Raw genomic sequence first — 26,335 nt, 5'->3', positions numbered from 1 at the left:
ATGGATACCATCATCAAGGCAATCGTCTTTCTTCCGCTGATCGGCTTCCTGATCGCCGGCATCGGCGGCAACGCCATCGGCGCCAAGGCATCGGAATACGTCACCTCCGGCTTCATGATCATCGCCGCCGTGCTGTCGTGGATCGTCTTCTTCGACGTCGCCATGGGCGAGACGGAGATGATCAAGGTCAGCGTGCTGCGCTGGATCCAGTCGGGTAATCTCGATGTCGAATGGGCGTTCCGCGTCGACACGCTGACGGCCGTCATGTTCGTCGTGGTCAACACCGTTTCGACGCTCGTGCACATCTACTCGATCGGCTACATGCACCACGATCCGCATCGGCCGCGCTTCTTCGCCTATCTGTCGCTCTTCACCTTCGCCATGCTCATGCTGGTGACCGCCGACAACCTGCTGCAGATGTTCTTCGGCTGGGAAGGCGTGGGTCTGGCCTCCTACCTGCTGATCGGTTTCTGGTACAAGAAGCCGTCGGCCAGCGCGGCCGCCATGAAGGCGTTCATCGTCAACCGCGTCGGTGACTTCGGCTTCATTCTCGGCATTTCCTGCGTCTTCGTGCTGTTCGGCTCGATCAATTTCGAAACGATCTTCGCGACCGCCGCGACCTATCTGCCGGCCGAAGGGGCCGCGAATGCCGCTGAACCCGTCATCAACCTGTTCGGCATGTCGCTCGACAAGTCGCATGCGCTGACCGCCACCTGCCTGCTGCTCTTCATGGGCGCGATGGGCAAGTCGGCGCAGTTCCTGCTGCACACCTGGCTTCCGGACGCCATGGAAGGCCCGACCCCGGTTTCGGCGCTCATTCACGCCGCCACCATGGTCACCGCCGGCGTCTTCCTCGTCGCACGCATGTCGCCGGTCTTCGAACTGTCGCATGACGCCCTGATGGTCGTCACGCTCGTCGGCGCGATCACGGCCTTCTTCGCCGCGACGGTCGGCCTCGTGCAGAACGACATCAAGCGCGTCATCGCCTATTCGACCTGCTCGCAGCTCGGCTACATGTTCGTGGCGCTCGGCATCGGCGCCTATGGCGCGGCCGTCTTCCACCTGTTCACGCACGCCTTCTTCAAGGCTCTGCTGTTCCTTGGCGCGGGTTCCGTCATCCACGCCGTCGATGGCGAGCAGGACATGCGCTACATGGGTGGCCTGCGCAAGCACATCCCCATCACCTTCTGGATGATGACGATCGGCACGCTCGCGCTGACCGGCGTCGGCATCCCGGGCACCGTCATCGGCTTTGCCGGCTTCTTTTCGAAGGATGCGATCATCGAATCGACTTTTGCGTCGCACAGCCCGGTTGCCGGCTTCGCCTTCGTGCTGCTGGTCATTGCCGCGCTCTTCACGAGCTTCTACTCCTGGCGCCTGGCCTTCATGACGTTCTTCGGCAAGCCCCGCGCTTCGGCAGACGTCATGCACCATGTGCACGAGTCGCCGGCCGTCATGCTCATCCCGCTCTACATTCTCGGTGCGGGCGCGATTGGCGCGGGTGTGATCTTCGTGGAGTATTTCTACGGTCACCATTACGGCGAGTTCTGGCAGGGCGCTCTCTTCACGCTGCCGGGCAACGACCTGGTCAACGAGTACCACCACGTTCCGCTGTGGGTGAAGTGGAGCCCGTTCGCCGCCATGGCGCTTGGCTTCGTCACCGCCTGGTACATGTACATCCGTTCGCCGGAGACCCCGAAGTACCTCGCAGAGCAGCACCGCGGTCTCTACCAGTTCCTGCTCAACAAGTGGTACTTCGACGAACTGTACGATTTCCTCTTCGTTCGTTCGGCAAAGGCGCTGGGGAGGTTCCTCTGGAAGAAGGGTGACGGCGCCGTCATCGACGGTCTTGGCCCGAACGGTGTTGCCGCTCGCGTCGTCGACGTCACCGACCGTGTCGTACGTCTCCAGACCGGTTATCTCTATCACTACGCATTCGCGATGCTGCTGGGTATTGCAGCACTCGTCACCTGGATGATGCTCGGGAGTTCCATCTGATGACCGATTGGCCCATTCTTTCAGCGGTCACTTTTCTCCCGCTCGTCGGCGTGGCGCTTCTGCTGCTGACGCGTGAAGACAGCCCGTATGGCCGCCGCAACATCCTGAATGTCGCGCTGCTGACGACGGTCTTCACCTTCGTGCTCTCACTCTTCATCTGGATCGGGTTCGATTATTCGAACCCCGGCTTCCAGATGACCGAGAAGCATGAATGGCTCGGCACCGGCATCTCCTACCATCTGGGCGTCGACGGCATCTCCATGCTGTTCGTCATCCTCTCGACCTTCCTGATGCCCTTCTGCGTGCTGGCTAGCTGGAACACCATCGAGAAGCGCCTGAAGGCCTACATGATCGCCTTCCTGCTTCTGGAAGTGTTCATGGTCGGCGTCTTCGTTTCGCTCGACATCGTGCTGTTCTACGTGTTCTTCGAAGCGGGCCTCATTCCGATGTTCATCATCATCGGCGTGTGGGGCGGCAAGGATCGCGTCTACGCATCCTACAAGTTCTTCCTCTACACGCTGCTCGGCTCCGTGCTGATGCTGCTCGCCATCATGGCGATGTACTGGCAGGCCGGCACGACCGACATCACGGAACTGCTTGCCTACAACTTCCCTGACCATATGCAGACGTGGCTGTGGCTCGCATTCTTCGCGTCCTTCGCGGTGAAGATGCCGATGTGGCCGGTGCATACCTGGCTTCCCGACGCGCACGTTCAGGCGCCGACGGCGGGTTCGGTCATCCTGGCAGGCGTGCTCCTGAAGCTCGGCGGCTACGGTTTCATCCGGTTCTCACTGGCCATGTTCCCGCTCGCCTCCGACTATTTCGCGCCTTTCGTCTTCACGCTGTCGGTCATCGCCATCATCTACACCTCGCTGGTCGCGATGATGCAGGACGACATCAAGAAGCTGATCGCCTATTCGTCGGTCGCCCATATGGGTTACGTCACCATGGGGATCTTCGCGGCGAATGCGCAGGGCCTGCAGGGCGCCATCTTCCAGATGCTGTCGCATGGTATCGTGTCCGGCGCGCTCTTCCTCTGCGTCGGCGTGGTCTATGACCGGCTGCATACCCGCGAGATCTCGGCTTATGGCGGTCTCGTCAACAACATGCCGAAATACGCCGTCGCCTTCATGCTGTTCACCATGGCGAATGTCGGCCTTCCCGGCACGTCGGGCTTCGTCGGCGAATTCATGACGTTGCTCGGTGTCTTCCGCGCCAACACCTGGGTCGCGCTTTTTGCGACCACGGGCGTCATCCTCTCCGCCGCTTATGCGCTTTGGCTCTATCGCCGGGTGATCTTCGGTGCACTTGAGAAGGAAAGCCTCAAGGCGCTGCTCGATCTCTCGGGCCGTGAAAAGCTTCTGCTGTATCCGCTCGGCATCCTGACCATCTTCTTCGGTGTCTATCCGGCACCGGTCTTCGATGTGACGGCGGCTTCGGTCGACGCCCTGCTCAACCAATATTCCGCGGCTCTGCAAGCGGCGCAGCAATCTGTTGCGCTTCTGGCGAACTGACGACGGGACCCTAGACATGACTGCTGATACAATCCTCGCCAGCCTGCAGCTCTCGATGCCGGAGATCATTCTGGCCGTTGGCGCCCTGGCCCTGCTGATGATCGGTGTCTTCTCGGGCGAACGCTCCGGGACGACCGTCACGGGGCTTGCCGTCGCGCTGCTCATCATCTCCGGCCTCTGGCTGGTGCTCGCCACCGGCGAGGGCCAGGCCTATGGCGGCGCCTTCGTCTCCGACCCGTTCGCGCGGTTCATGAAGGTGCTGGCGCTGATCGGCTCGATCACCGCCATGGTCATGACGGTCGGTCACGCCCGCTCCGACCAGCTAGACCGCTTCGAGTTCCCGGTGCTGATCGTGCTGTCGACGCTTGGCATGCTGCTGATGATCTCCGCCAACAGCCTGCTGTCGCTGTATCTGGCGCTGGAACTCCAGTCGCTCGCGCTTTATGTCGTCGCCGCGATCAACCGCGAAAGCCTGCGCTCGACGGAAGCCGGCCTGAAGTACTTCGTGCTCGGCGCGCTGTCCTCGGGCATGCTGCTTTACGGCATGTCGCTGGTCTACGGCTTCACCGGCCAGATCGGCTTCCAGGAAATCGCCTCCGCGCTCACCGCAGAGGGCCGCTCGCTCGGTCTCGTCTTCGGCCTGGTCTTCATTCTCGCCGGCCTTGCGTTCAAGATCTCGGCCGTGCCGTTCCACATGTGGACGCCGGACGTTTATGAAGGTGCTCCGACCCCGGTCACCGCCTTCTTCGCGGCCGCTCCGAAGGTCGCCGCCATGGCCATGCTCGTACGCATCGTCATCGATGCCTTCGAGCCCGTCGTTGCCGACTGGCAGCAGGTCATCGTCTTCATCTCGATCGCCTCGATGCTGCTCGGTTCGTTCGCTGCCATCGGCCAGAAGAACATAAAGCGCCTGATGGCCTATTCCTCCATCGGTCACATGGGCTATGCACTAGTCGGTCTTGCGGCCGGCTCCATGGCAGGTGTGCGCGGCGTTGCGCTCTATATGCTCATCTACATGGTCATGACGCTTGGCACCTTCGCCTGCATCCTGGCCATGCGCCGCAAGGAAGGCGGCAATGTCGAGGATATCAACGACCTCGCAGGCCTGTCCTCGACCAACCCCTTCATGGCGACCGTTCTGACCGTCCTCATGTTCTCGCTTGCCGGCATTCCGCCCATGGCTGGCTTCTTCGCCAAGTACTTCGTGTTCATGGCGGCGATCGAGGCGCATCTCTATGCGCTTGCCATCATCGGTGTCCTGTCGTCGGTCGTCGGCGCCTACTACTACCTGCGCGTCATCAAGGTGATGTGGTTCGATGAGCCGACCGGTGAGTTCGCACGTACGTCGGGTGAACTGAAGCTCGTTTTCGGTCTCTCCGGCCTCTTCGTTCTCGGCTACATCCTGATCGGTGGCCCGATCGGCAACGCAGCCGAAGCGGCGGCGCGGACCTTCTTTTGAGCCGGTCCGATCATCCTCGCGCGATGTCGCTTGACGACTTCCGGCATGAGGCGCTCACGGATGTGAGTTCTACCAACACGGAATGCCTGGAGCGCGCCCGAAAGGGCGCGCTTTCCGGTCTCTGGGTCACCGCCGTGCGCCAGACGGGCGGTCGCGGCCGCCGCGGCCGCGCGTGGTTCTCCGAGCCCGGCAATCTCTATGCCTCGCTGCTGTTGATCGATGCGGCACCGATGGACCGTCTCGGCTCCCTGCCGCTCGCCGTCGCCGTTGCCGTGCAGGACGCGATCAGCCGCGTCATGCCGCTCGACGCGCCCGATGTGCTGATCAAGTGGCCGAACGATATCCTCATCCAGCGCCTCAAGGTCTGCGGTATCCTTGTCGAGGGCGAGATGTTGCCCGACGGCAGGCATGCGCTGGTCATCGGCATCGGCATCAATGTGGCCGTGGCTCCGGAGGTCGGTCTCTATCCCGTGGCAACGCTGCGCGAATTCGGCGTGTCCGCTTCTCCCGATGAGCTTTTCGCCCATCTGTTTCAGTCAATGGCCGAGACGCTGTCGCTATGGAACGGCGGGCAGGGCATCGCATTGATCATGGAACGCTGGAAGCAGGTTGCCGGCGGGATCGGTGAGAACATAACGGTCAATCTTCCGGACCGTTCGATTTCCGGGCGCTTTGCCGGAATTGATGATACAGGTCTCCTCAAGTTGGAGACGGATGACGGCGGCACGCGCTTGATCGCGGCCGGCGACGTATTTTTTGGATAGGATGTTTTGAACACGATGGCAAAAGAAGACGAACTGGTGTTCCTGCCGCTTGGCGGCGTCGGCGAAATCGGCATGAACCTGGCGCTTTACGGCTACGGCCCGAAAGCCGACCGCCAGTGGATCATGGTCGACTGCGGCGTCACCTTCCCGGGACCGGATTTGCCGGGCGTCGACCTCGTCCTCCCCGATATCCGCTTTCTGGCCAAGGAACGCGACCGGCTGAAGGGCATCATCATCACCCACGCGCACGAGGACCATTACGGCGCGCTGAACGATCTGTGGCCCGGCCTCAACGTGCCGGTCTATGCCTCGCCCTTCACGGCCGGCATGCTGGAGGCCAAGCGCGACTACGAGCGCAGCCGCGTCGAAATCCCGGTCACGATCTTCAAGCAGGGCGACCGCATCAATGTCGGTCCCTTCGAGATCGAGGCGATCGGCGTCAACCACTCGATCCCCGAGCCCATGTCGCTGGCGATCAAGACGCCGCTCGGCACAGTCGTCCATACCGGTGACTGGAAGATCGACCTTGAACCGTCGCTTGGTCCGCTGACGGACGAAACCCGTTTCCGCAAGCTTGGCGACGATGGTGTGCTGGCGCTGATCTGCGACAGCACCAACGCGTTGCGTGACGGCGTCTCGCCCTCCGAGCGTGAGGTCTCCGAAAGCCTGACCAAGATCATCGAGGCCTCCGAGGGCCGGGTGGGCATCACCACCTTCTCGTCGAATGTCGGGCGTATCCGCTCGATTGCGCGCGCCGCCGAGGCCGCCGGCCGCGAGGTGCTGCTGCTCGGCAGTTCGATGAAGCGCGTGACGGATGTGGCGCGCGACATCGGTCTGATGGAAGGCATCAAGACCTTCATCGCCGAGGACGAATTCGGCTACATTCCCCGCGATAAGGTCGTGGTGATCCTCACCGGCAGCCAGGGCGAGCCGCGCGCGGCGCTTGCCAAGATCGCCCGCGACGAGATGCGCAACGTCGCTTTCACCGCCGGCGATACGATCATCTTCTCCTCGCGCGCCATTCCCGGCAACGAGAAGGCGATCAACGATATCAAGAACGGCCTGATCGAGCAGGGCATCCACATCATTACTGATTCCGAGGCGCTTGTGCATGTGTCGGGCCATCCCCGTCGCCACGAGCTGCAGCAGATGTATGGCTGGGTGCGCCCCAAGATCGTGGTGCCCGTGCACGGCGAAGCCGCGCATCTGACGGCACATGCCGAGCTTGCTGAGCAGTCCGGCATCGGCAAGGTCCCGCGCGTGCGCAACGGTGACGTCCTGAAACTTGCCCCGGGCGAGCCTGAAGTCGTCGACCACGCCCCGTTCGGCCGCATCTTCAAGGATGGCAACCTGATCGGTGACTTCGAGGAGATGGGCATCGGCGAGCGGCGCAAGCTGGCCTTTGTCGGGCACGTCGCCGTCAGCGTTCTGCTCGACAGCCGCTACGATTTCATGGGCGATCCCGAAGTGGAACCGTTCGGCCTGCCGCAGTTCGACGACGAGGGCGAGGACATGGGCGATACGCTCTATGACGCCATTCTGGGTGCTGTCGAAAGCATTCCGCGCGCCCGCCGCAAGGATCTGGAAATGGTGCGGGAAGCCGTGCGCCGCGCCGTGCGCTCCACCGCAAACGAGATCTGGGGCAAAAAGCCCGTTGTGACGGTGTTCCTGACGAAAGTCTGATTGCCCGGCACGGGCAGGGGATGATAGCGGGCGAGAGATTGCCTGCCATCACGCCGTAGAATGGCATCCTCTTCGCCGAGAAGTAGTCGCGACATGGATGAGGCGGTCGCAGTCGTTCAACGCCGGGAGGATACCGTGCTCGGAAAAGTCAACCACATCGCCATTGCCGTGCCGGACCTCGCCGCCGCCACGGCGGTCTATCGTGACACGCTGGGTGCCAAGGTGTCGGAGGCGCAGGCGCTGCCCGAACATGGCGTGACGGTGGTGTTCGTCGAACTGCCGAACACCAAGGTAGAACTACTCGAGCCGCTGGGCGAGGCATCGACGATCGCCGCCTTCCTCGAAAAAGCGCCGGCGGGCGGTATGCACCACATCTGCTACGAGGTGGACGACATTCTCGCAGCGCGCGACAGGCTGGTCGCCGGTGGCGCGCGCGTGCTGGGCGACGGAAATCCCAGGATCGGCGCCCACGGCAAGCCGGTGCTTTTCCTGCATCCCAAGGATTTTCTTGGCACTTTGGTTGAGCTCGAACAGGTGTGACAGCGCGCCGCCTGTCTTCCATTTGAACTTCTCGTTTGCTCGGCGTAAAAGAGCGCTGTCGCACGAGGGTCGCCCATGCAGTTCGTTTCCTATTTTGCCGTTTATTTCATCGTCTGGTGGATGACGCTCTTCGCCGTTCTGCCGTTCGGGCTGCGCACGCAGGCCGAGGCGAACGAGGTGGTGCCCGGTTCCGTGGAAAGCGCACCCGCGCGCTTTCGCGGCGGTCGCGTGGTGCTGACCACGACCATTGTCTCGGCACTCATCTATGGCGGCTGGTATATTCTATCCGTGCGCTTCGGTTACGGCATCGATTCCCTTCCCCAACTCTACCCGAACTTCGAATAGCGGCTGCCGCATGTGTTAACGGCCTGAAGAGCGCCGAAGCACGACATTCCTGTTTGGCGGACATCCAGGAAAACGGTTCCTTTTGCGTCACTCGCATTGTCGCGTCGCGCACGTCCTGCAAACGGCGCAGGAGGGCGGGTTTTCGCCAATCTCCCGATGGGCGCGTCCACATACATGTGTGAGACTGAGTGTCGCAGCGTTAGCCGGTGCGCGCCCATGTCTCATGGACATCGACGAAAAACGCTGACGTAAAGGAAGGCGCCGTCAGGAAGTCAAAAAAAAACAAGGCGTAAAGCCTTGTTTTACAGGTATCGCGTGATCTCTATCCGTTTTGCGGTGGCAGCGTCTGCGCGCGCCAAAGATCTGATCCTCCCAAGACTTGACCGCGAATTTGGCTGGAATTTGTACTTCCTGCCTGTTTTGTGACCTGAAATTAGCCCAAAGCTTAGGCGTTGTCATCCGGTTTTTTTGCATTTCTGCTACAGTGGAATAAAATTTTTCCGTTGACAAGCTGCGCGCAATTTCTGTTATTGACCGCCCCATTTTTTCGCCACATTTGTCATGGCTGCCAAGAGCGGTGGACAGTGCTTCGCACCGTCGCGCCCATGAGGCCTTCCGGGTTCCCTTCCTTCCGCGAAGCGTTTATGAACGCGTGAAAATCAACGTCATTTTGCCCGATTCCCCCCATAGGGCGGTTCGGTCAGTTCGGAACCCTTGTCTTATGCGTCTTTCCCGCTTCTTCCTGCCCATCCTCAAGGAAAACCCCAAGGAGGCTGAAATCGTCTCCCACCGGCTGATGCTGCGTGCGGGTATGATCAAGCAGCAATCCCAGGGCATCTATACCTGGCTGCCGCTTGGCAAGCGCGTGCTGGACAAGGTGAACGCGATCATCCGCGAGGAGCAGAACCGTGCTGGCGCCGTCGAGCTTCTGATGCCGACACTGCAGTCCGCCGAACTCTGGCAGGAAAGCGGCCGCTATGACGCCTATGGCAAGGAAATGCTGCGCATCAAGGACCGCCAGGAGCGTCCGATGCTCTACGGCCCGACCAACGAGGAAATGATCACGGACGTCTTCCGCTCGTTCGTGAAGTCCTACAAGGACTTGCCGCTCAATCTCTATCATATCCAGCTGAAGTTCCGCGACGAGATCCGCCCGCGTTTCGGCACCATGCGTTCGCGTGAATTCCTGATGAAGGACGCCTATTCCTTCGACCTGAACCGCGAGGGCGCGGTGCACGCCTATAACCGCATGTTCGCCGCCTATCTGCGCACCTTCACGCGCATGGGCCTGCGCGCCATTCCGATGCGTGCCGACACCGGCCCGATCGGTGGCGATCTCAGCCACGAATTCATCATTCTGGCCGATACGGGCGAGTCTGAAGTGTTCTGCCACAAGGACTTCCTGGACCTCGACATTCCGTCGGAAGACACCAACTTCGAGGATGCCGCGGGCCTGAAGGGCATTTTCGACAAGTGGACATCGCGTTATGCGGCCACGTCTGAAATGCACGACGCCGAAGCCTTCGATGCCATCCCGGAAGGCGATCGCCTGTCCGCACGCGGCATCGAGGTCGGCCATATCTTCTATTTCGGCACCAAGTATTCCGAAGCGATGGGCGCCAAGGTTCAGGGCCCCGACGGCAAGGAACACGCTGTGCATATGGGCTCCTACGGCATCGGCCCGACGCGCCTCGTGCCGGCGATCATCGAAGCCTCGCATGACGAGAACGGCATTATCTGGCCCAAGGCGATCGCGCCCTTCGAGGCCATCGTCATCAACATGAAGTCGGGTGATGCGGCCTGCGATGCGGCCTGCGAAACGATCTACAATGCGCTCCTGAAGGCCGGCATCGACGTTCTCTACGACGACAAGGACGAGCGGGCGGGTGCGAAATTCGCGACCGCCGACCTGATCGGCGCGCCGGTCCAGGTCATTGCCGGACCGCGCGGCGTGGCCAATGGCGAGGTCGAGATCAAGGATCGCAAGACCGGCGAACGCGAGACGCTGACCATCGAGGCGGCCATCAACCGCCTGACCTCAGGGAATTGATGCGGCGCACGAGCGCCGGGTGCAACGGGAGAGATCATGGCTGACGCAGCGAGCGGTGCATCTGCATCCGAGGCACAGGCCTTCAAGAAGAACCGCCCGTTTTCCGCTTTCGAGCGGATGGTCGCCTGGCGCTACCTGCGCTCCCGGCGCAAGGAAGCCTTCATCTCGGTCATTGCCGGCTTCTCCTTCATCGGCATCATGCTGGGCGTCGCGACGCTCATCATCGTCATGGCCGTCATGAATGGTTTCCGCACGGAACTGATTTCCCGCATCCTCGGCATCAACGGTCATATGATCGTGCAGCCCATCGATACGCCGCTCACCAATTATGGCCAGCTGGCCGAGCGGCTTTCGAAGGTTGCTGGCGTCACCATGGCGATCCCGCTCGTCGAGGGCCAGACACTGGCTTCGGGCACGGCGGGAGCCGGCACCGGCGCGCTGGTGCGCGGCGTGCGCCCCGAAGACCTGGCCAAGATGAAGGCGGTCTCCGATCATATCAAGGAAGGCGATCTCGTCGGCTTTGCCACCGGCGGCGTGGCGATCGGTGCGCGCATGGCCGAACAGCTGGGCCTCAGCGCAGGCGGGCAGATCACGCTCGTCGCGCCGGAAGGGGACGTGACGCCGCTTGGCGTCAACCCGCGCGTGAAGACCTATACGGTCTCGGCTATCTTCGAGATCGGCATGTCGGAATACGATGCGTCGATCATCTACATGCCACTTGAAGAGGCGCAGCTCTATTTCAATGCCGAAGGCATCGTGCAGTCGATCGAGTTGTTCGTGTCCAACCCGGATGCGGTCGACGAGCTTCGTCAGCCGCTTGAGGCGGCGGCGGAGCGACAGATCTTCATCACAGACTGGCGCCAGCGCAACAAGACCTTCTTCTCGGCGCTCGAGGTCGAGCGAAACGTCATGTTCATGATCCTGACGCTCATCGTGCTTGTGGCGGCGCTCAACATCATTTCCGGCCTGATCATGCTGGTGAAGGACAAAGGCAGCGACATCGCGATCCTGCGCACCATGGGGGCGACATCGGGTGCGATCATGCGCATCTTCTTCATGACGGGCGCGGCCATCGGCACGGTCGGCACGTTCGCCGGCGTGCTGCTCGGCGTCATCGTCTGCCTGAACGTTGAATCCATCCGCCAGTTCTTCTCCTGGATATCGGGCACGACACTGTTCAATCCGGAACTCTACTTCCTGAGCCAGCTGCCGGCCGACATGAATGCCGGCGAAACGGTATCGGTGGTGGTCATGGCTCTGGCGCTCTCGTTCCTCGCGACGATCTTTCCCGCCTGGCGCGCCTCCAAGCTCGATCCCGTCCAGGCCCTTCGGTACGAATAGGAACAGAACGCATGAATGCGCGCGTCGCTTTGGAACTGAAGGGCATCGAACGGCACTATGGCCAGGGCGAAACCACGCTGTCGATCTTGCGCGGCGCCGATTTCACGCTGAGAAGCGGCGAGACGGTCGCGCTGGTCGCACCGTCAGGAACCGGCAAATCGACGCTGCTGCACATAGCCGGCCTGCTGGAAAAGCCCGATGCGGGGGAGGTGCTCGTCAACGGCCATTCCTGCGCGACGCTCGGCGATGACGAGCGCACGGCCATTCGTCGCGGCGAGATCGGCTTCGTCTACCAGTTCCACCACCTGCTGCCGGAATTCACGGCACTCGAAAACATCATGATGCCGCAGCTCATCTCCGGCCTTACCAAGGCGGAAGCGCGCGAGCGCGCAGCACAGCTGCTCGATTACATGCGCATCGGCCACCGCGCCGACCATCGTCCGTCCGAGCTGTCGGGCGGCGAACAGCAGCGCGTGGCGATTGCCCGCGCCGTGGCCAATGCGCCGCTTCTGCTGCTTGCCGACGAGCCCACCGGCAATCTCGACCCGGAAACCGCAGGCTACGTCTTCGAGGCGCTGGAGGCCCTTGCCCGCCAGTCCGGCCTTGCGGCGATGATCGCCACGCACAACCATGAGCTTGCGGGCCTGATGGATCGTCGCGTGACGATCGAAGACGGCCTCGTGCGCGAACTCGCCTGAGGCTCATCTCCGGCGCGTGTGGCACGCCCCAAGATCAGTTGTCGAGACCGCAGATCGAGCGGCCGACATCGTCCTTCCAGTCCTTCAGCAGAACGAACTGCGCCTGGCCGGCGACCGGCCGCCCGCTGCTCTTTCCCTTGCCGGTCAGAACGTTCAGGTCGCATTCCTGCGCGCCGTCCGGGTTCAGCGTGTCGTAGGATGAGAAGGTGTAGCCCGCCACGATGAAATCGAAATTCCGATAGGCGATGGTGAGCGACTGGCGCCAGCGCTCGCGGCCGACGGCTTCATTCTTCGTCGTCAGCGTGAAGGAGCCGTTGGCGAGCGCGACAAGTTCGGGCTCCTGACCGAACAGGCTGAGGTTTCCCCAGACCGTGTTGGGCAGTGAAAGAGCGAGTTTCAGCCGGTTCTCGTTCGGTTTGGCGAGATAGACATAAAGTCCGTTGTCGTCGCCGTCGTTTTCCGGCGTCGCGATAACGGCAAGATCCGCAGTCCCGTCCTTGTCCCAATCACCGCTCGCCATGGCAATGATGCGCTCTGCCGGAAAGTCGGCGGCGATGGCGCCCGCGGGCAGAACGGTGGTGGAAAACAGCAGCGCGGCGGCAAACGATTTCATTTCAATTCTCCGTTGATCGGCCAGACCGTATTGCGCTTGGAAGCGACGGTCCAGAGGGGCTGTGGAAAACTGTTGACATGAGAACAAGAGTGGAACAAAATAAAAACATAAACGGAAAGGGAGACACCATGACCGACTTTCTTCGCGATCTCGCCGCATTCACCACCATGGCAATGTTCGTCGCCAGCTTCTCCGTCATTCTCTTCGGCATCTGACATTTTCGTCGCATCCCCCAAGTGAATGCGCCTTGCCGCGTGGATATCGGGTGCAAGGGCAAGAACCGTCTGGACGAGGCGGGTGCGAATCCGCTTAAGCTTCCTGTCTGATTGAAAGGACGAAGCAGATGGCGGAAGCGGCACCGGGCTCAGACAATGCGAAGATCGCGGAAACGCCGGAATTCGTGCATCTGCGCGTGCATTCGGCTTTCTCGCTGCTCGAAGGGGCCCTGCCGATCAAGAAGATCATCGGCAAGGCGACATCCGACCAGCAGCCGGCAATCGCGATCACGGATACGAACAACCTGTTTGCCGCGCTCGAGTTTTCGCAGAAGGCGGTCGGCGAGGGTATCCAGCCGCTGATCGGCTGTCAGTTGTCGATCGACATGGAAGACGAAGGCGACGGCGAGCGGCGGGGTTCTCAGGCCCAGCTCGTCAAGCTGCCGTCGATCGTTTTGCTGGCGGCAACCGACGCCGGTTATGTTCGTCTGGTGGAGCTTGTTAGTCGCGCCTATCTTGGTGGCGAGAGCGGCCAGTCGGTTCGCATCGCCAGGAGCTGGCTGGAGGAGGGCACGGAGGGGCTTATCGCGCTGACCGGTGCCCTCGGCGGCCCCGTAGACATGGCGTATCTGGCCGGCCAGCCAGCCGTTGCCAGGGCGCGGCTCAAGGCCCTGAAGGCGGCGTTCGGCGACCGGCTCTATATCGAATTGCAGCGCCATGGCCGCTACGACCGGCAGCATGAGCGTCGCATGGTCGAACTCGCCTATGCCGAGGATTTGCCGTTGGTCGCGACCAACGAGCCCTTCTTCCCGGCGCCGGACGATTACGACGCGCACGATGCGCTGATGGCCGTCGCGCACAATGCGATGGTTTCGGACGACAACCGGTTCCGCCTGTCGCCGGATCATTACCTCAAGGGCCGCAAGGATATGGCGACATTGTTCGCCGATCTGCCGGAGGCCCTGGAAAACACGGTCGAAATTGCCCGACGCTGCTCCTTCGTGCTGAAGACGCGCAGCCCCATCCTGCCGCGCTTCACCGGAGCCACCGACGATCCGGAGGAGGCCGAACGGGCCGAATCCGCAGAGCTGCGCCGTCAGTCTATCGAGGGCCTGGAGAGCCGCATGGCCCTTCTCGGGCTCTCGCCGGGTTACACCGAGCAGGATTACCGCGAGCGGCTGGATTTCGAACTCAGCGTCATCGAGCGCATGAAGTTCCCGGGCTACTTCCTCATCGTCGCCGACTTCATCAAATGGGCCAAGCAGCACAACATACCTGTCGGGCCGGGCCGTGGTTCGGGTGCGGGCTCGCTGGTGGCCTATGCGCTCACCATCACCGACGTGGATCCGCTGCGATTCTCGCTGCTCTTCGAACGCTTCCTCAACCCGGAACGCGTCTCGATGCCGGACTTCGATATCGACTTCTGCCAGGACCGCCGCGAAGAGGTGATCCGCTACGTGCAGCAGAAATACGGTCGCGAGCAGGTGGCGCAGATCATCACCTTCGGTTCGCTGCAGGCGCGCGCCGCCCTGCGCGATGTCGGCCGCGTGCTGGAAATGCCCTATGGTCAGGTCGACAAGATCTGCAAGCTCGTGCCCAACAATCCGGCCAACCCGACGCCGCTCTACAAGGCGATCGAGGAGGAGCCCAAGCTGCAGGAAGAGGCTGAGAAGGAGCCGGTGGTTGCACGCCTGCTCGACATCGCCCAGAAGATCGAGGGCCTCTACCGGCACGCCTCCACGCACGCCGCCGGCATCGTGATCGGCGACCGTCCGCTGTCGCAGCTCGTGCCGATGTACCGCGATCCGCGCTCCGACATGCCCGTCACCCAGTTCAACATGAAATGGGTGGAGCAGGCCGGCCTCGTCAAGTTCGACTTCCTCGGCCTGAAGACGCTGACCGTCTTGAAGACGGCGGTCGATTTCATCCGCAAGCGCGGCATCGAAGTGAAGCTCGAAAGCCTGCCGCTCGATGACCAGCTGACCTATGAGATGCTCTCGCGCGGCGAGACGGTCGGCGTGTTCCAGGTGGAAAGTGCCGGCATGCGCAAGGCGCTGATCGGTATGCGGCCCGACTGCATTGAGGACATCATTGCGCTCGTGGCGCTCTATCGTCCGGGCCCGATGGAAAACATCCCGGTCTACAACGCCCGCAAGCACGGCGAGGAGGAGATCGAGTCGATCCATCCGATGATCGACCATCTGCTCAAGGAGACCCAGGGCGTCATCGTCTACCAGGAGCAGGTGATGCAGATCGCCCAGGTGCTCTCGGGCTATTCGCTCGGCGAAGCCGACCTGCTGCGCCGCGCCATGGGCAAGAAGATCAAGGAGGAGATGGACAAGCAGCGCGCCCGTTTCGTCGAGGGCGCGGTCAAGAACGGCGTGTCCAAGCCGCAGTCCGACCTGATCTTCGACCTGCTCGCCAAGTTCGCCAATTACGGCTTCAACAAGTCGCATGCCGCCGCCTACGCCATCGTGTCCTACCAGACGGCCTATCTGAAGGCGCATTACCCGGTCGAGTTCCTCGCCGCGTCGATGACCTACGATATGTCCAACACCGATAAGCTGAACGACTTCCGGCAGGATGCCGCGCGTCTCGGCATCGCGGTCATTCCCCCGTCCGTCCAGACTTCCTTTGCGCATTTCGAAACCGGCGAAAGCCGCATCTACTACGCGCTCGCCGCCATCAAGGGCGTTGGCGAGGCCGCGGTGCAGCATATCGTGGAGGTGCGCGGCACGACGCCGTTCAAGAGCCTGGAGGATTTCTGCACCCGCATCGATCCGAAATTCGTCAACCGCCGCGTCTTCGAAAGCCTGATCATCGCCGGCGCCTTCGATTGCTTCGGCCATGACCGCGCGGCGATGATTGCCGGGCTGGACCGTCTGCTCGGAGCAGCACAGCGCGCCCAGGAGAACAAGACGAGCGGGCAGGGCGACATTTTCGGCATGGGGGCTGCGACCGGACCCGAGGTCATCACGCTGCCCTCCTACACGCCGTGGCTCGCCTCGGAAAAGCTGCACCGCGAGTTCCAGGTGCTCGGCTTCTATCTTTCGGCCCACCCGCTCGATACCTATGCGCCGATCCTCTCGAAGATGCGGGTACAGACCTATGGGGACTTCTCCGTTGCGGTGAAGCGCGGTGCGACGGCCGGCCGCCTTGCCGGTACCGTCACCTCCAAGCAGGAGCGCAAGACGCGCACCGGCAACAAGATGGGCATTGTCGCCTTCTCTGATTCCTCCGGTCAGTTCGAGGCCGTGCTGTTTTCCGAAATGCTCAACCAGTACCGCGATCTTCTCGAGCCCGGCAAATCGCTGGTGATGACGGTTCAGGCGGAAGAGCGCCCGGAGGGCATCGGCCTGCGCATTCAGACATTGCGCTCGCTGGAGGAGGAGGCGTTGCAGACGCAGAAGGCGCTGCGCGTCTATGTGCGCGATTCCGGTCCGCTACGCTCCATCGCCGCCCATCTCAACACAAAGGGCGACGGCCTCGTGTCCTTCATCGTCATCAAGGACAACGGCCAGCGCGAGATCGAGGTCGAACTGAACGAACGCTTCCGCATCTCTCCCGAAATCGCAGCCGCCCTGCGCTCGGCGCCGGGCGTTCTGGACGTGGAGCTGGTATAGGCGCGCGAGCCCGGCCGCTCATCACTCGCACCGCGCTAACGCCCCGCAGTCGGTCGAAAAAGATCGTCTGCGGTCTTGATCTTCATGGCTCCGTTTGCCAGTTCCTGAACCAGGATAATCAACAGGGAGCCGGGGGAACGGATGCGATTTCGCGCTGCCATCGTGTACTGCCTCGTCGCCGTCCTGGCACTTCCGTCTATCGCCATGGCAGAACGCGAGACGATCATAATCGAAAAGCAGGGCGCACCTGCCAATGATGCGCAATTGCGCCAGCGCGTCACGCTGATGCGCAGCCGCATCGATGATGAAAACGTACAGTTCAGCGGCACCGACGCGATGGAAGAGCTGAAGGTCTTGCGCGCCTATGTTGGCAAGCGGCAGGATCTGATCGACGAACGACGCGATATCCTGTCGATGATCGGTCTCGTCACGAGCCGCTCGTCTGTTGTTCCGTTTGAAGACGGAATCGACGCATTGGCAGAGCTGATGACGCTGGCGGACGATGACCGCCGCCCACTCAAGCGCCAGCTTGGCGATCGCTATCTCTACGCCGAACTGCTTGGCGGCTACGCGAAAATTCCCGGCAACAGCGCCAGCCACGCGCTGTCCGCCGAACAATACGGCAAGGCGGCGCTGATGGCCGACCGCTACGACGGCTACAGCGACGACCAGCGTGCCGGCGTGCGCCAGAAACAGGCCTACGAGTTGCATGAGGCAAAGCTCTACGAGCAGGCCTATACGCTCAATCTCGATGTGCTCGCCCGCGGCGAGAAGATCTTTGGCAAAAGCCACCCCAATCTCACGACAGTGCTGACAAACCTGGCACAGAACCTTCACGCGATGGGCCGAAAGCAGGAGGCCGAGCCGTATCTCGCGCGTGTCCTGGCCATCGCCGAGGCGGACAACGACCTTGATACCGTGCAGGATCTGCTGTTCCAGCGCGGCGTGCTCGCCTACGAGCTGGGGCGGAAGGAGGACGCCAAGGCCTTCATGCGGACCCGGATCGAGCGTCTGCGCGCTGCGGGTGAGGACGCCCGCTTGGCGACGGCACAGGAGGATTACGACGAGCTGCTGCGTCGCCTTGGCGAGTGAGACACGCAAAGAAAAGGCCACCCGAGGGGTGGCCTTAAGATAAAGTGTGTTGGCAACAGGTCAGTTGATGACCGTCACCGACTTCTTCTTCTTTTTCGATTTCTTGCTGCCCTGTGTGACCGACACATCCGCCTTCTGCACCTTGCGTGTGACGGTGATGAAGTCCGTTCCGTCGCCGGTTTCCGGGCCAAGCCCCGTGTCGGAAATAGACAGCGATGCACCTTCGCTCATCAGGCCGGAAATACGGTTGCGCATGTCCTCAGGGATATCCAGCCGATCCAGCGTGCGGGCAAGCGCATCCGGCGCGCTCGCATCCGCCTCCGTGGTGATGCCGAGCCGCTTCAGGGTCGATTGTGGCAGCTGGTTGTCCATGCTCACACCATACCATTCGGCGGTGCCCTTGTCGGCATCGACCGCGCGCGCCAGCAGGAAATGCGTGCCAAGCGCGATTTCAGGCTCCCGAATGGTGATCGCTTCCTCGACGAGCGGCTTGAACTTCTGGCGCACGAGGATCTGGCCGTTCGGCGGCGCGCCCTTTCCTGCCTTGGCATAGACGGCGGCAACGAGATCGGCTGTCACCATGCCGTCTTCCTTCAATCCCTCTGCCAGCTGGAAGGCGCGGATGGCCGTGATCGTCTGCTTGCCGTGGCGGCCATCCGGTACGCCGGCGTCGTAACCCAGCGTGTTGAGCAGCGTTTGCAGGTCGAGCAGCGCTTCGCGCTCGCCGCGGCGGGTGATCAGGATGCGGATCGGGTCCTGCTCGGTCTTGACGACGACGGGTTCGATGACCGACGGCTTGGGCTCGGTCATCGCGACCTCGACGCTCTTGTCGCCGGCCTCGATCAGCGCGGGCCGCAGGCCGGCATCGGAGAGCAGGGGCGTATCCGGAACGACGATGGAGGGCTTGAAGAGCGCGGCATGTACCACGCGCTGCGGCGCCACTTCGCGGTCGGAGATCAGAACATGACCCCCACGACGGGTGGCGGAGAAAAGCGTCTTGGCGAAATCGTTGGGCAGGCGCACACAACCGTGCGACGCTGGGTAGGACGGCACGCTGTTGGAGGCGTGCAGCGCGATACCCGACCAGGTCAGCCGCTGCATGAAGGGCATCGGCGCGCTGTCATATATATTGGAGAAGTGCGTACGCTTCTTTTCGAGAATGGAGAAGATGCCTGTTGGCGTCGAGTGGCCGGCCTTGCCGGTCGAAACGCGCGAGGTCGCCACCACGACGCCGCCATCGTAGATCTTCAGTTCCTGGAGATCCTTGGAGACCACGATCTGCAGCGGCCCTTCGAGCGTGCCGCCGAGGGCGCTGGTGCAACTCAGCATCAGGCCCAGAATGCTCATGCCAGTGGCAAGACGAAACTTCATTTAACCCACCCGTACGCAATACAAACCGGGGAAAAATCTAACGCATCCGGTTTAAGGAACACTTGATGCATCGCGCCGACGTCCCCGCCCGTCTCATCCCGATACACAGGAAAACGCCGGTTTGCGGGGATTTATTCGCTTGGGTCTTCGAGTTTCCCGACGGCTTTCAGGCTCACTTTTCCGTGAGTACGCTCAGGGCCGGAACGGCCGAACGTGTAGCCGGTCTCAACGCTTGCCTTGCCGAACTTGTCGCGCAGCGTGTTCATTGCAGCTTCGGCGGCGGCGCGGCGGCTGGCTGCGGGATCGACAAGATCGGGCGGGTCGGCGCGGCTGGAATCCGTGAGGTCGCTGACGCCGATGCCGATCAGCCGGTACTTCGTGCCGTCGGCTTCCTTGCGCAGAAGCTCGATGCCGGTGCGGAAAATCCGGTCGGCCAGCATGGTGGGGTCCTCGAGCTTGCGGTTGCGCGTCCGGCTCTTGAAATCGGCAGTCTTGAGCTTGAGCACCACGGTATGGCCGGCGATCTGTGATTTACGCAGCCGGGTCGCGACCTTTTCGCTGAGCTGGCGCAGATGCGCGACAAGGTCGTCATAGCGTGAGATATCGTCGAAGAACGTGGTTTCGGCCGATACGCTCTTGGCCGCCTCATTGGCGTGGACTTCCCGGTCGTCCTGCCCGCGCGAGAGGTTGAACAGGCGTTTGCCCATAATGCCGTAGCGGCGCATCAGGTCGGTTTCCTCCATGGTCTGAAGCTGGCCGACCGTGCGGATACCGTCGCTTTCCAGCGTCTGCGCGAAAGCCTTGCCGACGCCCCATATGATGCGAACAGGCTTGTCCTTCAGAAAGGCGAGCGCTTGCTTCTGGCCGATGACGGAAAAGCCGCGCGGCTTGTTGAGGTCGGAGGCGACCTTGGCCAGGAACTTGCAATAGGACAGACCGATGGAGATGGTAATGCCCACCTCCTTCTCGACCCGCTGCGCGAAGCGGGCAAGCACGCGGGCAGGGGTGTCGTGGTGCAGCCGCTCGGTGCCTTTGAGCTCCAGGAAGGCTTCGTCGATTGAGAGCGGTTGCACCAGCGGCGTCAGTTCCTGCATCATGGTGCGTATCTGCCGGCCGACGCACACATACTTTTCCATGTCGGGCCGGATCACCACCGCGTCCGGGCAGGCTTCCAGCGCCTTGAACATCGGCATGGCCGATCGCACGCCATGAATGCGCGCGACGTAACAGGCCGTCGACACCACGCCGCGCTTGCCGCCACCGATAATGACGGGCCGATCCGCCAGTTCGGGATTATCGCGCTTTTCAATTGCCGCATAGAACGCGTCGCAGTCGATATGGGCGAGGGTCAGGTCATCGAGTTCGGCATGGTAGACGAGGCGCGGGCTGCCGCAGGCACGACAACGGCGCAGGTCGGCGGTCTGCCCGGAGAGGCAGTCACGGCAAAAACCCGGTAATCGCGTGGCAGCGGAGTGCATGTCAGGAACAAAAGTTGAACATCGCGACATTACAGCGTAAGTTCATGAGTCTCAAGACGGACCACGCCCCGATTGCGCGCGGTGCACAGGCAAAGGCGGCGTTGTTTGCCGTTCAGAAATCGATGTCACCGTGCGGTCCCGAAAGGACAGCATGGGCCGCCACAACGGTTTCCGGCTGCGTGCCGGTTGCCGCGCAAAAGGCGAGAAGGGTGGGCTCATGCGCCATCAGGAAATCGACGAGGCCGGTGCGAAAGCCGGGGTCGGCCATCGCGTGACGCACGTCCGATGGCAGGACGCCCGTGAGCGAGAGGAAACGCGAAAAAAGTTCAGGTTCACCGGCGAGCCAGCCGAGGATCGAGATGGCAGTCGCTTCGGCGTTCTCTACCGCCGCTGTCTCTTTCTGGCTCTTCATCGTTTTTCCTCGGGAAATTTACCTTTTAATCAACCAAGTGCCGCTAATGTGAATGCGGTACGGCTGGCTGAATTCGGCTCCGCCGCAACTTATCTATCTGCCCGACGGTTGCAAGGCCGGTCAGAGGAACAGGGACGCACGATGCCCAAACAGGTCATGATTGTCGAGGACAACGAGCTGAATATGAAGCTCTTCCGGGACCTTATCGAGGCATCCGGTTATGCGACCATTCAGACCCGGAACGGTATGGAAGCCCTTGAACTGGCTCGTAAACACCGCCCGGATCTGATCCTGATGGACATCCAGCTTCCGGAAGTATCCGGGCTTGAAGTCACCAAATGGCTGAAGGAAGATGACGAGCTTCACGTCATTCCCGTCATCGCCGTCACGGCATTCGCGATGAAGGGCGACGAGGAGCGGATCCGGCAGGGCGGGTGCGAGGCCTATGTCTCCAAACCCATTTCCGTGCCGAAATTCATCGAAACCATCAAGACCTATCTCGGCGACGCCTGAGCGAGGGGCCGCAGAATGACCGCACGCATCCTCGTCGTCGATGACATACCCGCAAACGTGAAGCTACTCGAAGCGCGGCTGCTGGCGGAATACTTCGATGTCCTGACGGCCGAGAACGGTTACGATGCATTGGCGATCTGCGAGCGCACCCAGGTCGACCTGATCCTGCTCGACATCATGATGCCGGGCATCGATGGTTTCGAGGTCTGCGAGCGGCTGAAGGCCAATCCACGGACCGCGCATATTCCTGTCGTCATGGTTACGGCGCTCGACCAGCCGTCTGACCGCGTGCGTGGTCTCAAGGCCGGCGCGGATGATTTTCTGACCAAACCCGTCAATGACCTGCAACTCATGTCGCGGGTCAAGAGCCTCGTGCGCCTGAAGATGCTGACGGATGAGTTGCGCCTGCGCGCAGCGACCGCGCGCGCCATATCATTGGAAGACGGGTTGGAAACCGGGCTGGGCGATGAACCAGGCGACATTCTGCTCGTCGATGGGCGCGGCAGCTCGCAGGACCGCATCGCGCGCGCCCTGAAGCCGATTGCCGAGGTCACCTGCATGTCCGATCCGCAGGCAGCGGTGTTTCAGGCTGCAGAGAGCAATTTCGAACTCGTCATCGTCAATGCCAATTTCGAGGATTACGATCCGCTGCGCCTCTGCTCGCAGCTGCGCTCGCTGGAGCGCACGCGCTTCCTGCCGATTCTGCTGATCGCCGAGCAGGGCGATGACGATCTGATCGTACGCGCGCTCGATCTGGGGGTGACGGACTACGTCATGCGCCCGATCGATCCCAACGAGCTGATCGCGCGCAGCCTCACACAGATTCGCCGCAAGCGCTGCAACGATCGCCTGCGCGCCAGCGTGCGCCAGACGATTGAACTGGCGGTCACGGACGGCCTGACCGGACTGCATAACCGTCGTTATCTCGACAACCATCTCAAGCTTCTGATCGATCGCGCGACTGCACGTGGCAGAGCGCTCTCCGTCTGCATCACCGATATCGATCGCTTCAAGCTCGTCAACGACACCTATGGCCACGATGCCGGCGATGTCGTGCTCCGGGAATTCGCAAGCCGCGTCCGCTCGGCCGTGCGTGGCGCCGATCTGGCCTGCCGCTATGGCGGGGAGGAATTCGTGCTGGTCATGCCGGATACGACACCGGAAATGGCGGCCGGCGTTGCCGAACGCTTGCGTGCGATCGTCGAGTCCGAGCCGTTCCAGATTCCGGGCAAGGATATCGCGCTTTCCGTGACGGCATCGCTGGGCATCGCTGCCATGTTGCCAGTCGGTGACACGCCGGACGCGCTGCTGAAACGAGCCGACACCGCGCTCTATGAGGCCAAGCGTTCGGGCCGCAATCGGGTCGTGGCCGCGGCGGCCTGAGCGGCGCGCTTAGACTTGTCCACAGCCATCTCGAGATCGTAGATCGTGTGGATTTTTTCGCCGGTTGACGGAAATTAAGAAGCCGGCTCATGAGCCGTGAATATGTCGCTGGAGCGCGTGCCGCTGTAGCGAAATCTAGCCATGTTGCTATGATTTGATTTTGCCGAAACTTATCAAGGTCTTGCATATTCTGCAATCAGACCGTGCGCAGGCTTATGGCGTGTTCGGCTTTTGTGCTGATCGCCGGTCGGTTGCATTGCCTTTGCAAATTGTCTCGTTTTCGTGACAGAAAACCGGACAGCGATTAACTATGAGACAACGCGCCGGCCGCCGAGCGTTAAGAAATCGTTGATTTATTTTCGTTTCCGCGCAATGCTCAACTCATGGACGGGAAATGATCCCGTACAACCGGTTACCCCATGATGCTAGGTCCGCCGCATCTCCTGGGTCGTGGGGTCGGTCGGTCAGTAACGACAACTACGGAATCCTCGTGCCGTCGTCGTTCCTGACCGACCCCCAATTTAGCGCCGCTCTCCGAGAGGAGGGCGGCGTTTTCGATTCGCGCTACGGAAGAGTGCCGTAATTTCCCCCAAAGAAAAAGGCGCCGGGCGTTTCCGCCCCGCGCCTTTGCGAACCTGTCGGGTCCCAAGATTACTTGATCTTGGTTTCCTTGAATTCAACGTGCTTCTTTACGACGGGATCGTACTTCGTCTTGGACATCTTGTCCGTCATCGTACGGCTGTTCTTCTTGGTTACGTAGAAGAAACCGGTGTCGGCCGTCGACAGCAGCTTGATCTTGATGGTGGTAGCCTTGGCCATGGTCGTCCTGCCTTTATGAAAAACGAAGCCGCGGACAGCCAGTCTGCTCCACGGCTTTAAATCTGCGCGGAAACTACAAATAGCGCCCGAAAAGTCAACCCTGTTTTGGCCGGAAAACCATCCGACCAAGAGAAAGTATGAGGTAAAGCACGAAGAAGCCAACGATTGCCCAGGCAAAACCGTCATTGCCCGAGACGTCCATAGCCCCGCCGATGGCTTGCGGGCCGATCACTGTGCCGACCGCATAACAGAAGATGAAGGCCGCATTGGCCGCCGCAAGGTCCGCGCCGACGAGTCGCGAGCCCAGATGGCTGAGCCCCACCGTATAGAGCCCCGCAACGCAGCCGCCCCACACGAACAGCACGACCGCCATCAGCATCCAGTTCTGTGACACCAGGGGCAGCGACAGCGCGCCGATCAAGCCGACGACTGCCATGATCGTGAGCAGGCCCCGGCGGTCGCGCATGCGGTCGGAGATCATGCCGAGGGGGATCTGGAACGCCATGTTGCCGATGCCCATGACGGTGAGAAGAAGGGCGGCCTGCGGCTCGCTGAAGCCCGCACGGGTGGCATAGATCGGGAACAGGGACAGTCCACCCACCTCGACGGCGCCGAACACGAAGACGGCGGCCGTCGCCGTCGGCACGAGCAGCACATAGCGCATGAAGTGCGCATCCGGCTTCTCGGTGATGATCGGGCTCTCCCGTCTCGCGATAAATATTGGAACGGCCGCGACAAGAATGATCATGGCACCGACCGCAAACGGCAGCACGCCCTGGCTGCCGAGCAGGGAGAAGAGCAGGGGGCCGGCGGCGAAACCGAGCGACAGCACCGTCGCATAGATGCCCAGCACCAACCCGCGCCGGCGGGGTGGCGCGGCGGCGTTGATCCAGAATTCTGAGAGGATGAACAGGGTGGTGATGGCCCCGTGGAAGACGAGGCGCAGCGGAAACCACAGCCAGAAATTCTCGATATAATAAAAGCCGAGCCCGCTGATGGCGGCCAGCACGATAGCCAGCAGCATCGTGTTAGACGTGCCCAGTCCATGCGCAAGGCGCGTGGTGAAGGGCGCGGCTACCATCGCCGCCACGCCCGCCATGGCGGAATTGATGCCGATGAGAGTCGGAGAGATGCCGCGCTTCTCCATAATGATCGACAGCAGCGGAAGCCCGAGGCCGATGGCCAGTCCCACGGCGGAGATCGCGGCGACGGCTGCAATGAGAGAACGCCAGTGAATGTGTTCCACCGGGCCGGATGTGCCGGATTGCGGCTGCGTCATATGTGGTCTGTCCTCAAAGCAGGTCCCTAAGGAAGCGCCCGTGCCGGGTGTGATACAGTGGCACGGCCCTTCCGAAAGGCAGAGATAGGTCTTCCTGAAGGCATTTTTGAAGCTCTTCAAGGATCAAGACGGTTATGTCGGGCATCTCAACGCATGTCTGATCAAAAATATTGACCCATCGCAGGTCCTCCAGCTCGTGACTGGCTGTCGCCGAGGCCGGATCGATGCCGGCTTCATCGGTGAAAAGCGTGAAGAAGCGCGTGTCGAACCGGCGAACCATGCCGGCGGGCGTGATGGCGCGGGCGAGGAATCGCAGCCGCGACAGGTCGGGCAGAAAGGGCAGGGCGTCGCCTGCGGGATTGGCGAGCGGCATGCCGACGCTGATGCCCGTCTCCTCGTAGAGTTCGCGGATAGCCGCGACGGCCAGCGCCCGCAGCCGCGAATCGGAGCACCGCGCGCCTGCGCGAATCGCCAGCCTCTCGGAGGCGAGCGCATGCAGCGGGCTGGCGATGGGTAAAAGCCGGTCGCGGGCATCGCGCCGACCGCCAGGGAAGACATAGACATCCGGCATGAAGACATGCCTGCTGCTGCGCCGTCCCACGAGGACGCGAATGCTTCCCCCTGTCCGGTCGAGAAGCAGGATCGAGGCGGCGTCGACAGGCCGGATGGCCGTCATGCCACGCTGTCGCCGTGTGCCGGCGATTCCTCGTCATCGGTGGGCTTGTCACCGAAACCGTGCATCTTCAGCGCCCATTGCAGGCCGATCGTGCCGCCCTTGACGGGCTGAAGCAGGACGATCGCCATGATGATGGTGATCGGCACCCAGATCATGAGATGCTGCCATGTGTTCAGGGGCAGGATCAGATCCGTCGCCATGTAGCCGCCAACGACGATGTGGCCGACGATGGTGATCACGATATAGGGCGGCAGGTCATCCGAGCGCTGGGGAGTGAAATCCTGGCCGCAGGCCGCGCAATGATCGGCAGGTTTTACGAAGGCACGGAACAGGCGGCCGGTGCCGCAGGCCGGGCAGCGGTTGAGCATGCCGCGCCGGATGGAGCGCCACACGGGTCTATCGTTCGGAACGGAATGTCCGCTCTCGCCGAAATGCTGCGTCGTTTCGCCGGTCTCTTCGGCCTGCATCT

The 26,335-nt window shown here is 61.8% G+C and carries 23 protein-coding genes; 14 read left to right on the top strand and 9 right to left on the bottom strand.

The window, feature by feature from the left end; all coding sequences use genetic code 11:
- The 10 genes from nuoL (at window position 1) to MKI86_RS01900 (ending at window position 12,392) form a co-directional block, all read left to right on the top strand.
- Window positions 1–1,998, top strand: a complete 1,998-nt coding sequence (gene nuoL / locus MKI86_RS01945) for an NADH-quinone oxidoreductase subunit L (RefSeq protein ID WP_241596400.1) — start codon at window positions 1–3, stop codon at window positions 1,996–1,998.
- Window positions 1,998–3,512: an NADH-quinone oxidoreductase subunit M gene (locus tag MKI86_RS01940; RefSeq protein WP_241596396.1), complete on the top strand. Its 1,515-nt coding sequence runs from the start codon at window positions 1,998–2,000 to the stop codon at window positions 3,510–3,512. The genes nuoL and MKI86_RS01940 overlap by 1 nt, the downstream gene beginning before the upstream one ends.
- Window positions 3,513–3,528: 16 nt before the next feature.
- Window positions 3,529–4,971 (top strand): NADH-quinone oxidoreductase subunit NuoN, encoded by a 1,443-nt coding sequence (gene nuoN / locus MKI86_RS01935; protein WP_241596393.1) that lies wholly within the window; start codon window positions 3,529–3,531, stop codon window positions 4,969–4,971.
- Window positions 4,972–4,994: 23 nt separating this feature from the next.
- The gene (locus tag MKI86_RS01930) at window positions 4,995–5,735 is read left to right on the top strand and encodes a biotin--[acetyl-CoA-carboxylase] ligase (RefSeq protein WP_241597795.1); all 741 of its coding nucleotides are present in this window, start codon (window positions 4,995–4,997) and stop codon (window positions 5,733–5,735) included.
- Window positions 5,736–5,750: 15 nt separating this feature from the next.
- On the top strand, window positions 5,751–7,418 hold the full coding sequence (locus MKI86_RS01925; protein WP_241596391.1) for a ribonuclease J: 1,668 nt from the start codon (window positions 5,751–5,753) through the stop codon (window positions 7,416–7,418).
- Between the two features lie 135 nt (window positions 7,419–7,553).
- Window positions 7,554–7,958, top strand: coding sequence for a methylmalonyl-CoA epimerase (gene mce, locus MKI86_RS01920; RefSeq protein ID WP_241597792.1), 405 nt, complete (start codon window positions 7,554–7,556; stop codon window positions 7,956–7,958).
- Between the two features lie 75 nt (window positions 7,959–8,033).
- Complete coding sequence (locus MKI86_RS01915; protein WP_241596388.1) at window positions 8,034–8,303, top strand: DUF1467 family protein; 270 nt, start codon at window positions 8,034–8,036, stop codon at window positions 8,301–8,303.
- 721 nt (window positions 8,304–9,024) lie between these two features.
- Window positions 9,025–10,353: a proline--tRNA ligase gene (gene proS, locus MKI86_RS01910; RefSeq protein WP_241596386.1), complete on the top strand. Its 1,329-nt coding sequence runs from the start codon at window positions 9,025–9,027 to the stop codon at window positions 10,351–10,353.
- Window positions 10,354–10,389: 36 nt separating this feature from the next.
- Window positions 10,390–11,694, top strand: a complete 1,305-nt coding sequence (locus MKI86_RS01905; RefSeq protein WP_241596383.1) for a lipoprotein-releasing ABC transporter permease subunit — start codon at window positions 10,390–10,392, stop codon at window positions 11,692–11,694.
- 11 nt (window positions 11,695–11,705) lie between these two features.
- On the top strand, window positions 11,706–12,392 hold the full coding sequence (locus MKI86_RS01900) for an ABC transporter ATP-binding protein (protein ID WP_241596381.1): 687 nt from the start codon (window positions 11,706–11,708) through the stop codon (window positions 12,390–12,392).
- A gap of 34 nt (window positions 12,393–12,426) precedes the next feature.
- On the opposite strand, the gene MKI86_RS01895 is transcribed toward MKI86_RS01900, so the two are convergent.
- The gene (locus tag MKI86_RS01895; protein ID WP_241596379.1) at window positions 12,427–13,005 is read right to left on the bottom strand and encodes a hypothetical protein; all 579 of its coding nucleotides are present in this window, start codon (window positions 13,003–13,005) and stop codon (window positions 12,427–12,429) included.
- Window positions 13,002–13,223, bottom strand: a complete 222-nt coding sequence (locus tag MKI86_RS01890) for a hypothetical protein (RefSeq protein WP_241596376.1) — start codon at window positions 13,221–13,223, stop codon at window positions 13,002–13,004. Before MKI86_RS01890 ends, MKI86_RS01895 begins: the two co-directional genes overlap by 4 nt.
- Window positions 13,224–13,348: 125 nt before the next feature.
- On the opposite strand from MKI86_RS01890, the gene dnaE reads away from it, so the two are divergent.
- Window positions 13,349–16,843 (top strand): DNA polymerase III subunit alpha, encoded by a 3,495-nt coding sequence (gene dnaE / locus MKI86_RS01885; protein WP_241596373.1) that lies wholly within the window; start codon window positions 13,349–13,351, stop codon window positions 16,841–16,843.
- A gap of 141 nt (window positions 16,844–16,984) precedes the next feature.
- The gene (locus MKI86_RS01880) at window positions 16,985–17,935 is read left to right on the top strand and encodes a tetratricopeptide repeat protein (protein WP_241596371.1); all 951 of its coding nucleotides are present in this window, start codon (window positions 16,985–16,987) and stop codon (window positions 17,933–17,935) included.
- Window positions 17,936–17,995: 60 nt separating this feature from the next.
- Here MKI86_RS01880 and MKI86_RS01875 read toward each other — a convergent pair whose 3' ends face one another.
- The 3 genes from MKI86_RS01875 to MKI86_RS01865 all read right to left on the bottom strand — a co-directional run bounded on the left by MKI86_RS01875 (window position 17,996) and on the right by MKI86_RS01865 (window position 21,196).
- Window positions 17,996–19,306 (bottom strand): L,D-transpeptidase family protein, encoded by a 1,311-nt coding sequence (locus tag MKI86_RS01875; RefSeq protein ID WP_241596369.1) that lies wholly within the window; start codon window positions 19,304–19,306, stop codon window positions 17,996–17,998.
- 131 nt (window positions 19,307–19,437) lie between these two features.
- Window positions 19,438–20,784, bottom strand: a complete 1,347-nt coding sequence (locus tag MKI86_RS01870) for a DNA polymerase IV (protein ID WP_442475971.1) — start codon at window positions 20,782–20,784, stop codon at window positions 19,438–19,440.
- Window positions 20,785–20,896: 112 nt separating this feature from the next.
- A complete protein-coding gene (locus tag MKI86_RS01865) occupies window positions 20,897–21,196 on the bottom strand; it encodes a DUF3572 domain-containing protein (RefSeq protein WP_241596365.1) in 300 nt (99 codons plus the stop codon).
- A 141-nt stretch (window positions 21,197–21,337) separates the two neighbouring features.
- Here MKI86_RS01865 and MKI86_RS01860 point away from each other — a divergent pair, with 141 nt between their 5' ends.
- Together MKI86_RS01860 and MKI86_RS01855 are read left to right on the top strand one after the other, a co-directional pair.
- Entirely contained in the window at window positions 21,338–21,709 is a 372-nt protein-coding gene (locus MKI86_RS01860; RefSeq protein ID WP_003537642.1) for a response regulator, read from the top strand.
- Between the two features lie 15 nt (window positions 21,710–21,724).
- Entirely contained in the window at window positions 21,725–23,092 is a 1,368-nt protein-coding gene (locus tag MKI86_RS01855) for a PleD family two-component system response regulator (RefSeq protein ID WP_241596362.1), read from the top strand.
- 651 nt (window positions 23,093–23,743) lie between these two features.
- Here MKI86_RS01855 and rpmG read toward each other — a convergent pair.
- From rpmG to MKI86_RS01835, 4 genes are all read right to left on the bottom strand, one after another.
- On the bottom strand, window positions 23,744–23,911 hold the full coding sequence (gene rpmG, locus MKI86_RS01850) for a 50S ribosomal protein L33 (protein WP_241596359.1): 168 nt from the start codon (window positions 23,909–23,911) through the stop codon (window positions 23,744–23,746).
- Window positions 23,912–24,005: 94 nt separating this feature from the next.
- A complete protein-coding gene (locus tag MKI86_RS01845) occupies window positions 24,006–25,190 on the bottom strand; it encodes an MFS transporter (RefSeq protein ID WP_241596354.1) in 1,185 nt (394 codons plus the stop codon).
- A gap of 13 nt (window positions 25,191–25,203) precedes the next feature.
- Window positions 25,204–25,866 carry an NUDIX hydrolase gene (locus tag MKI86_RS01840; protein ID WP_241596351.1) on the bottom strand — a complete coding sequence of 221 codons (663 nt, stop codon included), beginning with the start codon at window positions 25,864–25,866 and terminating at the stop codon, window positions 25,204–25,206.
- Window positions 25,863–26,333, bottom strand: a complete 471-nt coding sequence (locus tag MKI86_RS01835; protein ID WP_241596348.1) for a DUF983 domain-containing protein — start codon at window positions 26,331–26,333, stop codon at window positions 25,863–25,865. The genes MKI86_RS01840 and MKI86_RS01835 overlap by 4 nt, the downstream gene beginning before the upstream one ends.
- Window positions 26,334–26,335 lie beyond the last annotated feature (2 nt).

Source organism: Shinella sedimenti (genome assembly GCF_022601905.1).
In the GTDB taxonomy this organism is placed as follows: Bacteria; Pseudomonadota; Alphaproteobacteria; order Rhizobiales; family Rhizobiaceae; genus Shinella; species Shinella sedimenti.
The sequence above is the reverse complement of the archived record's forward strand: the minus strand, read 5'-3'. Positions and strand labels throughout refer to the sequence as shown.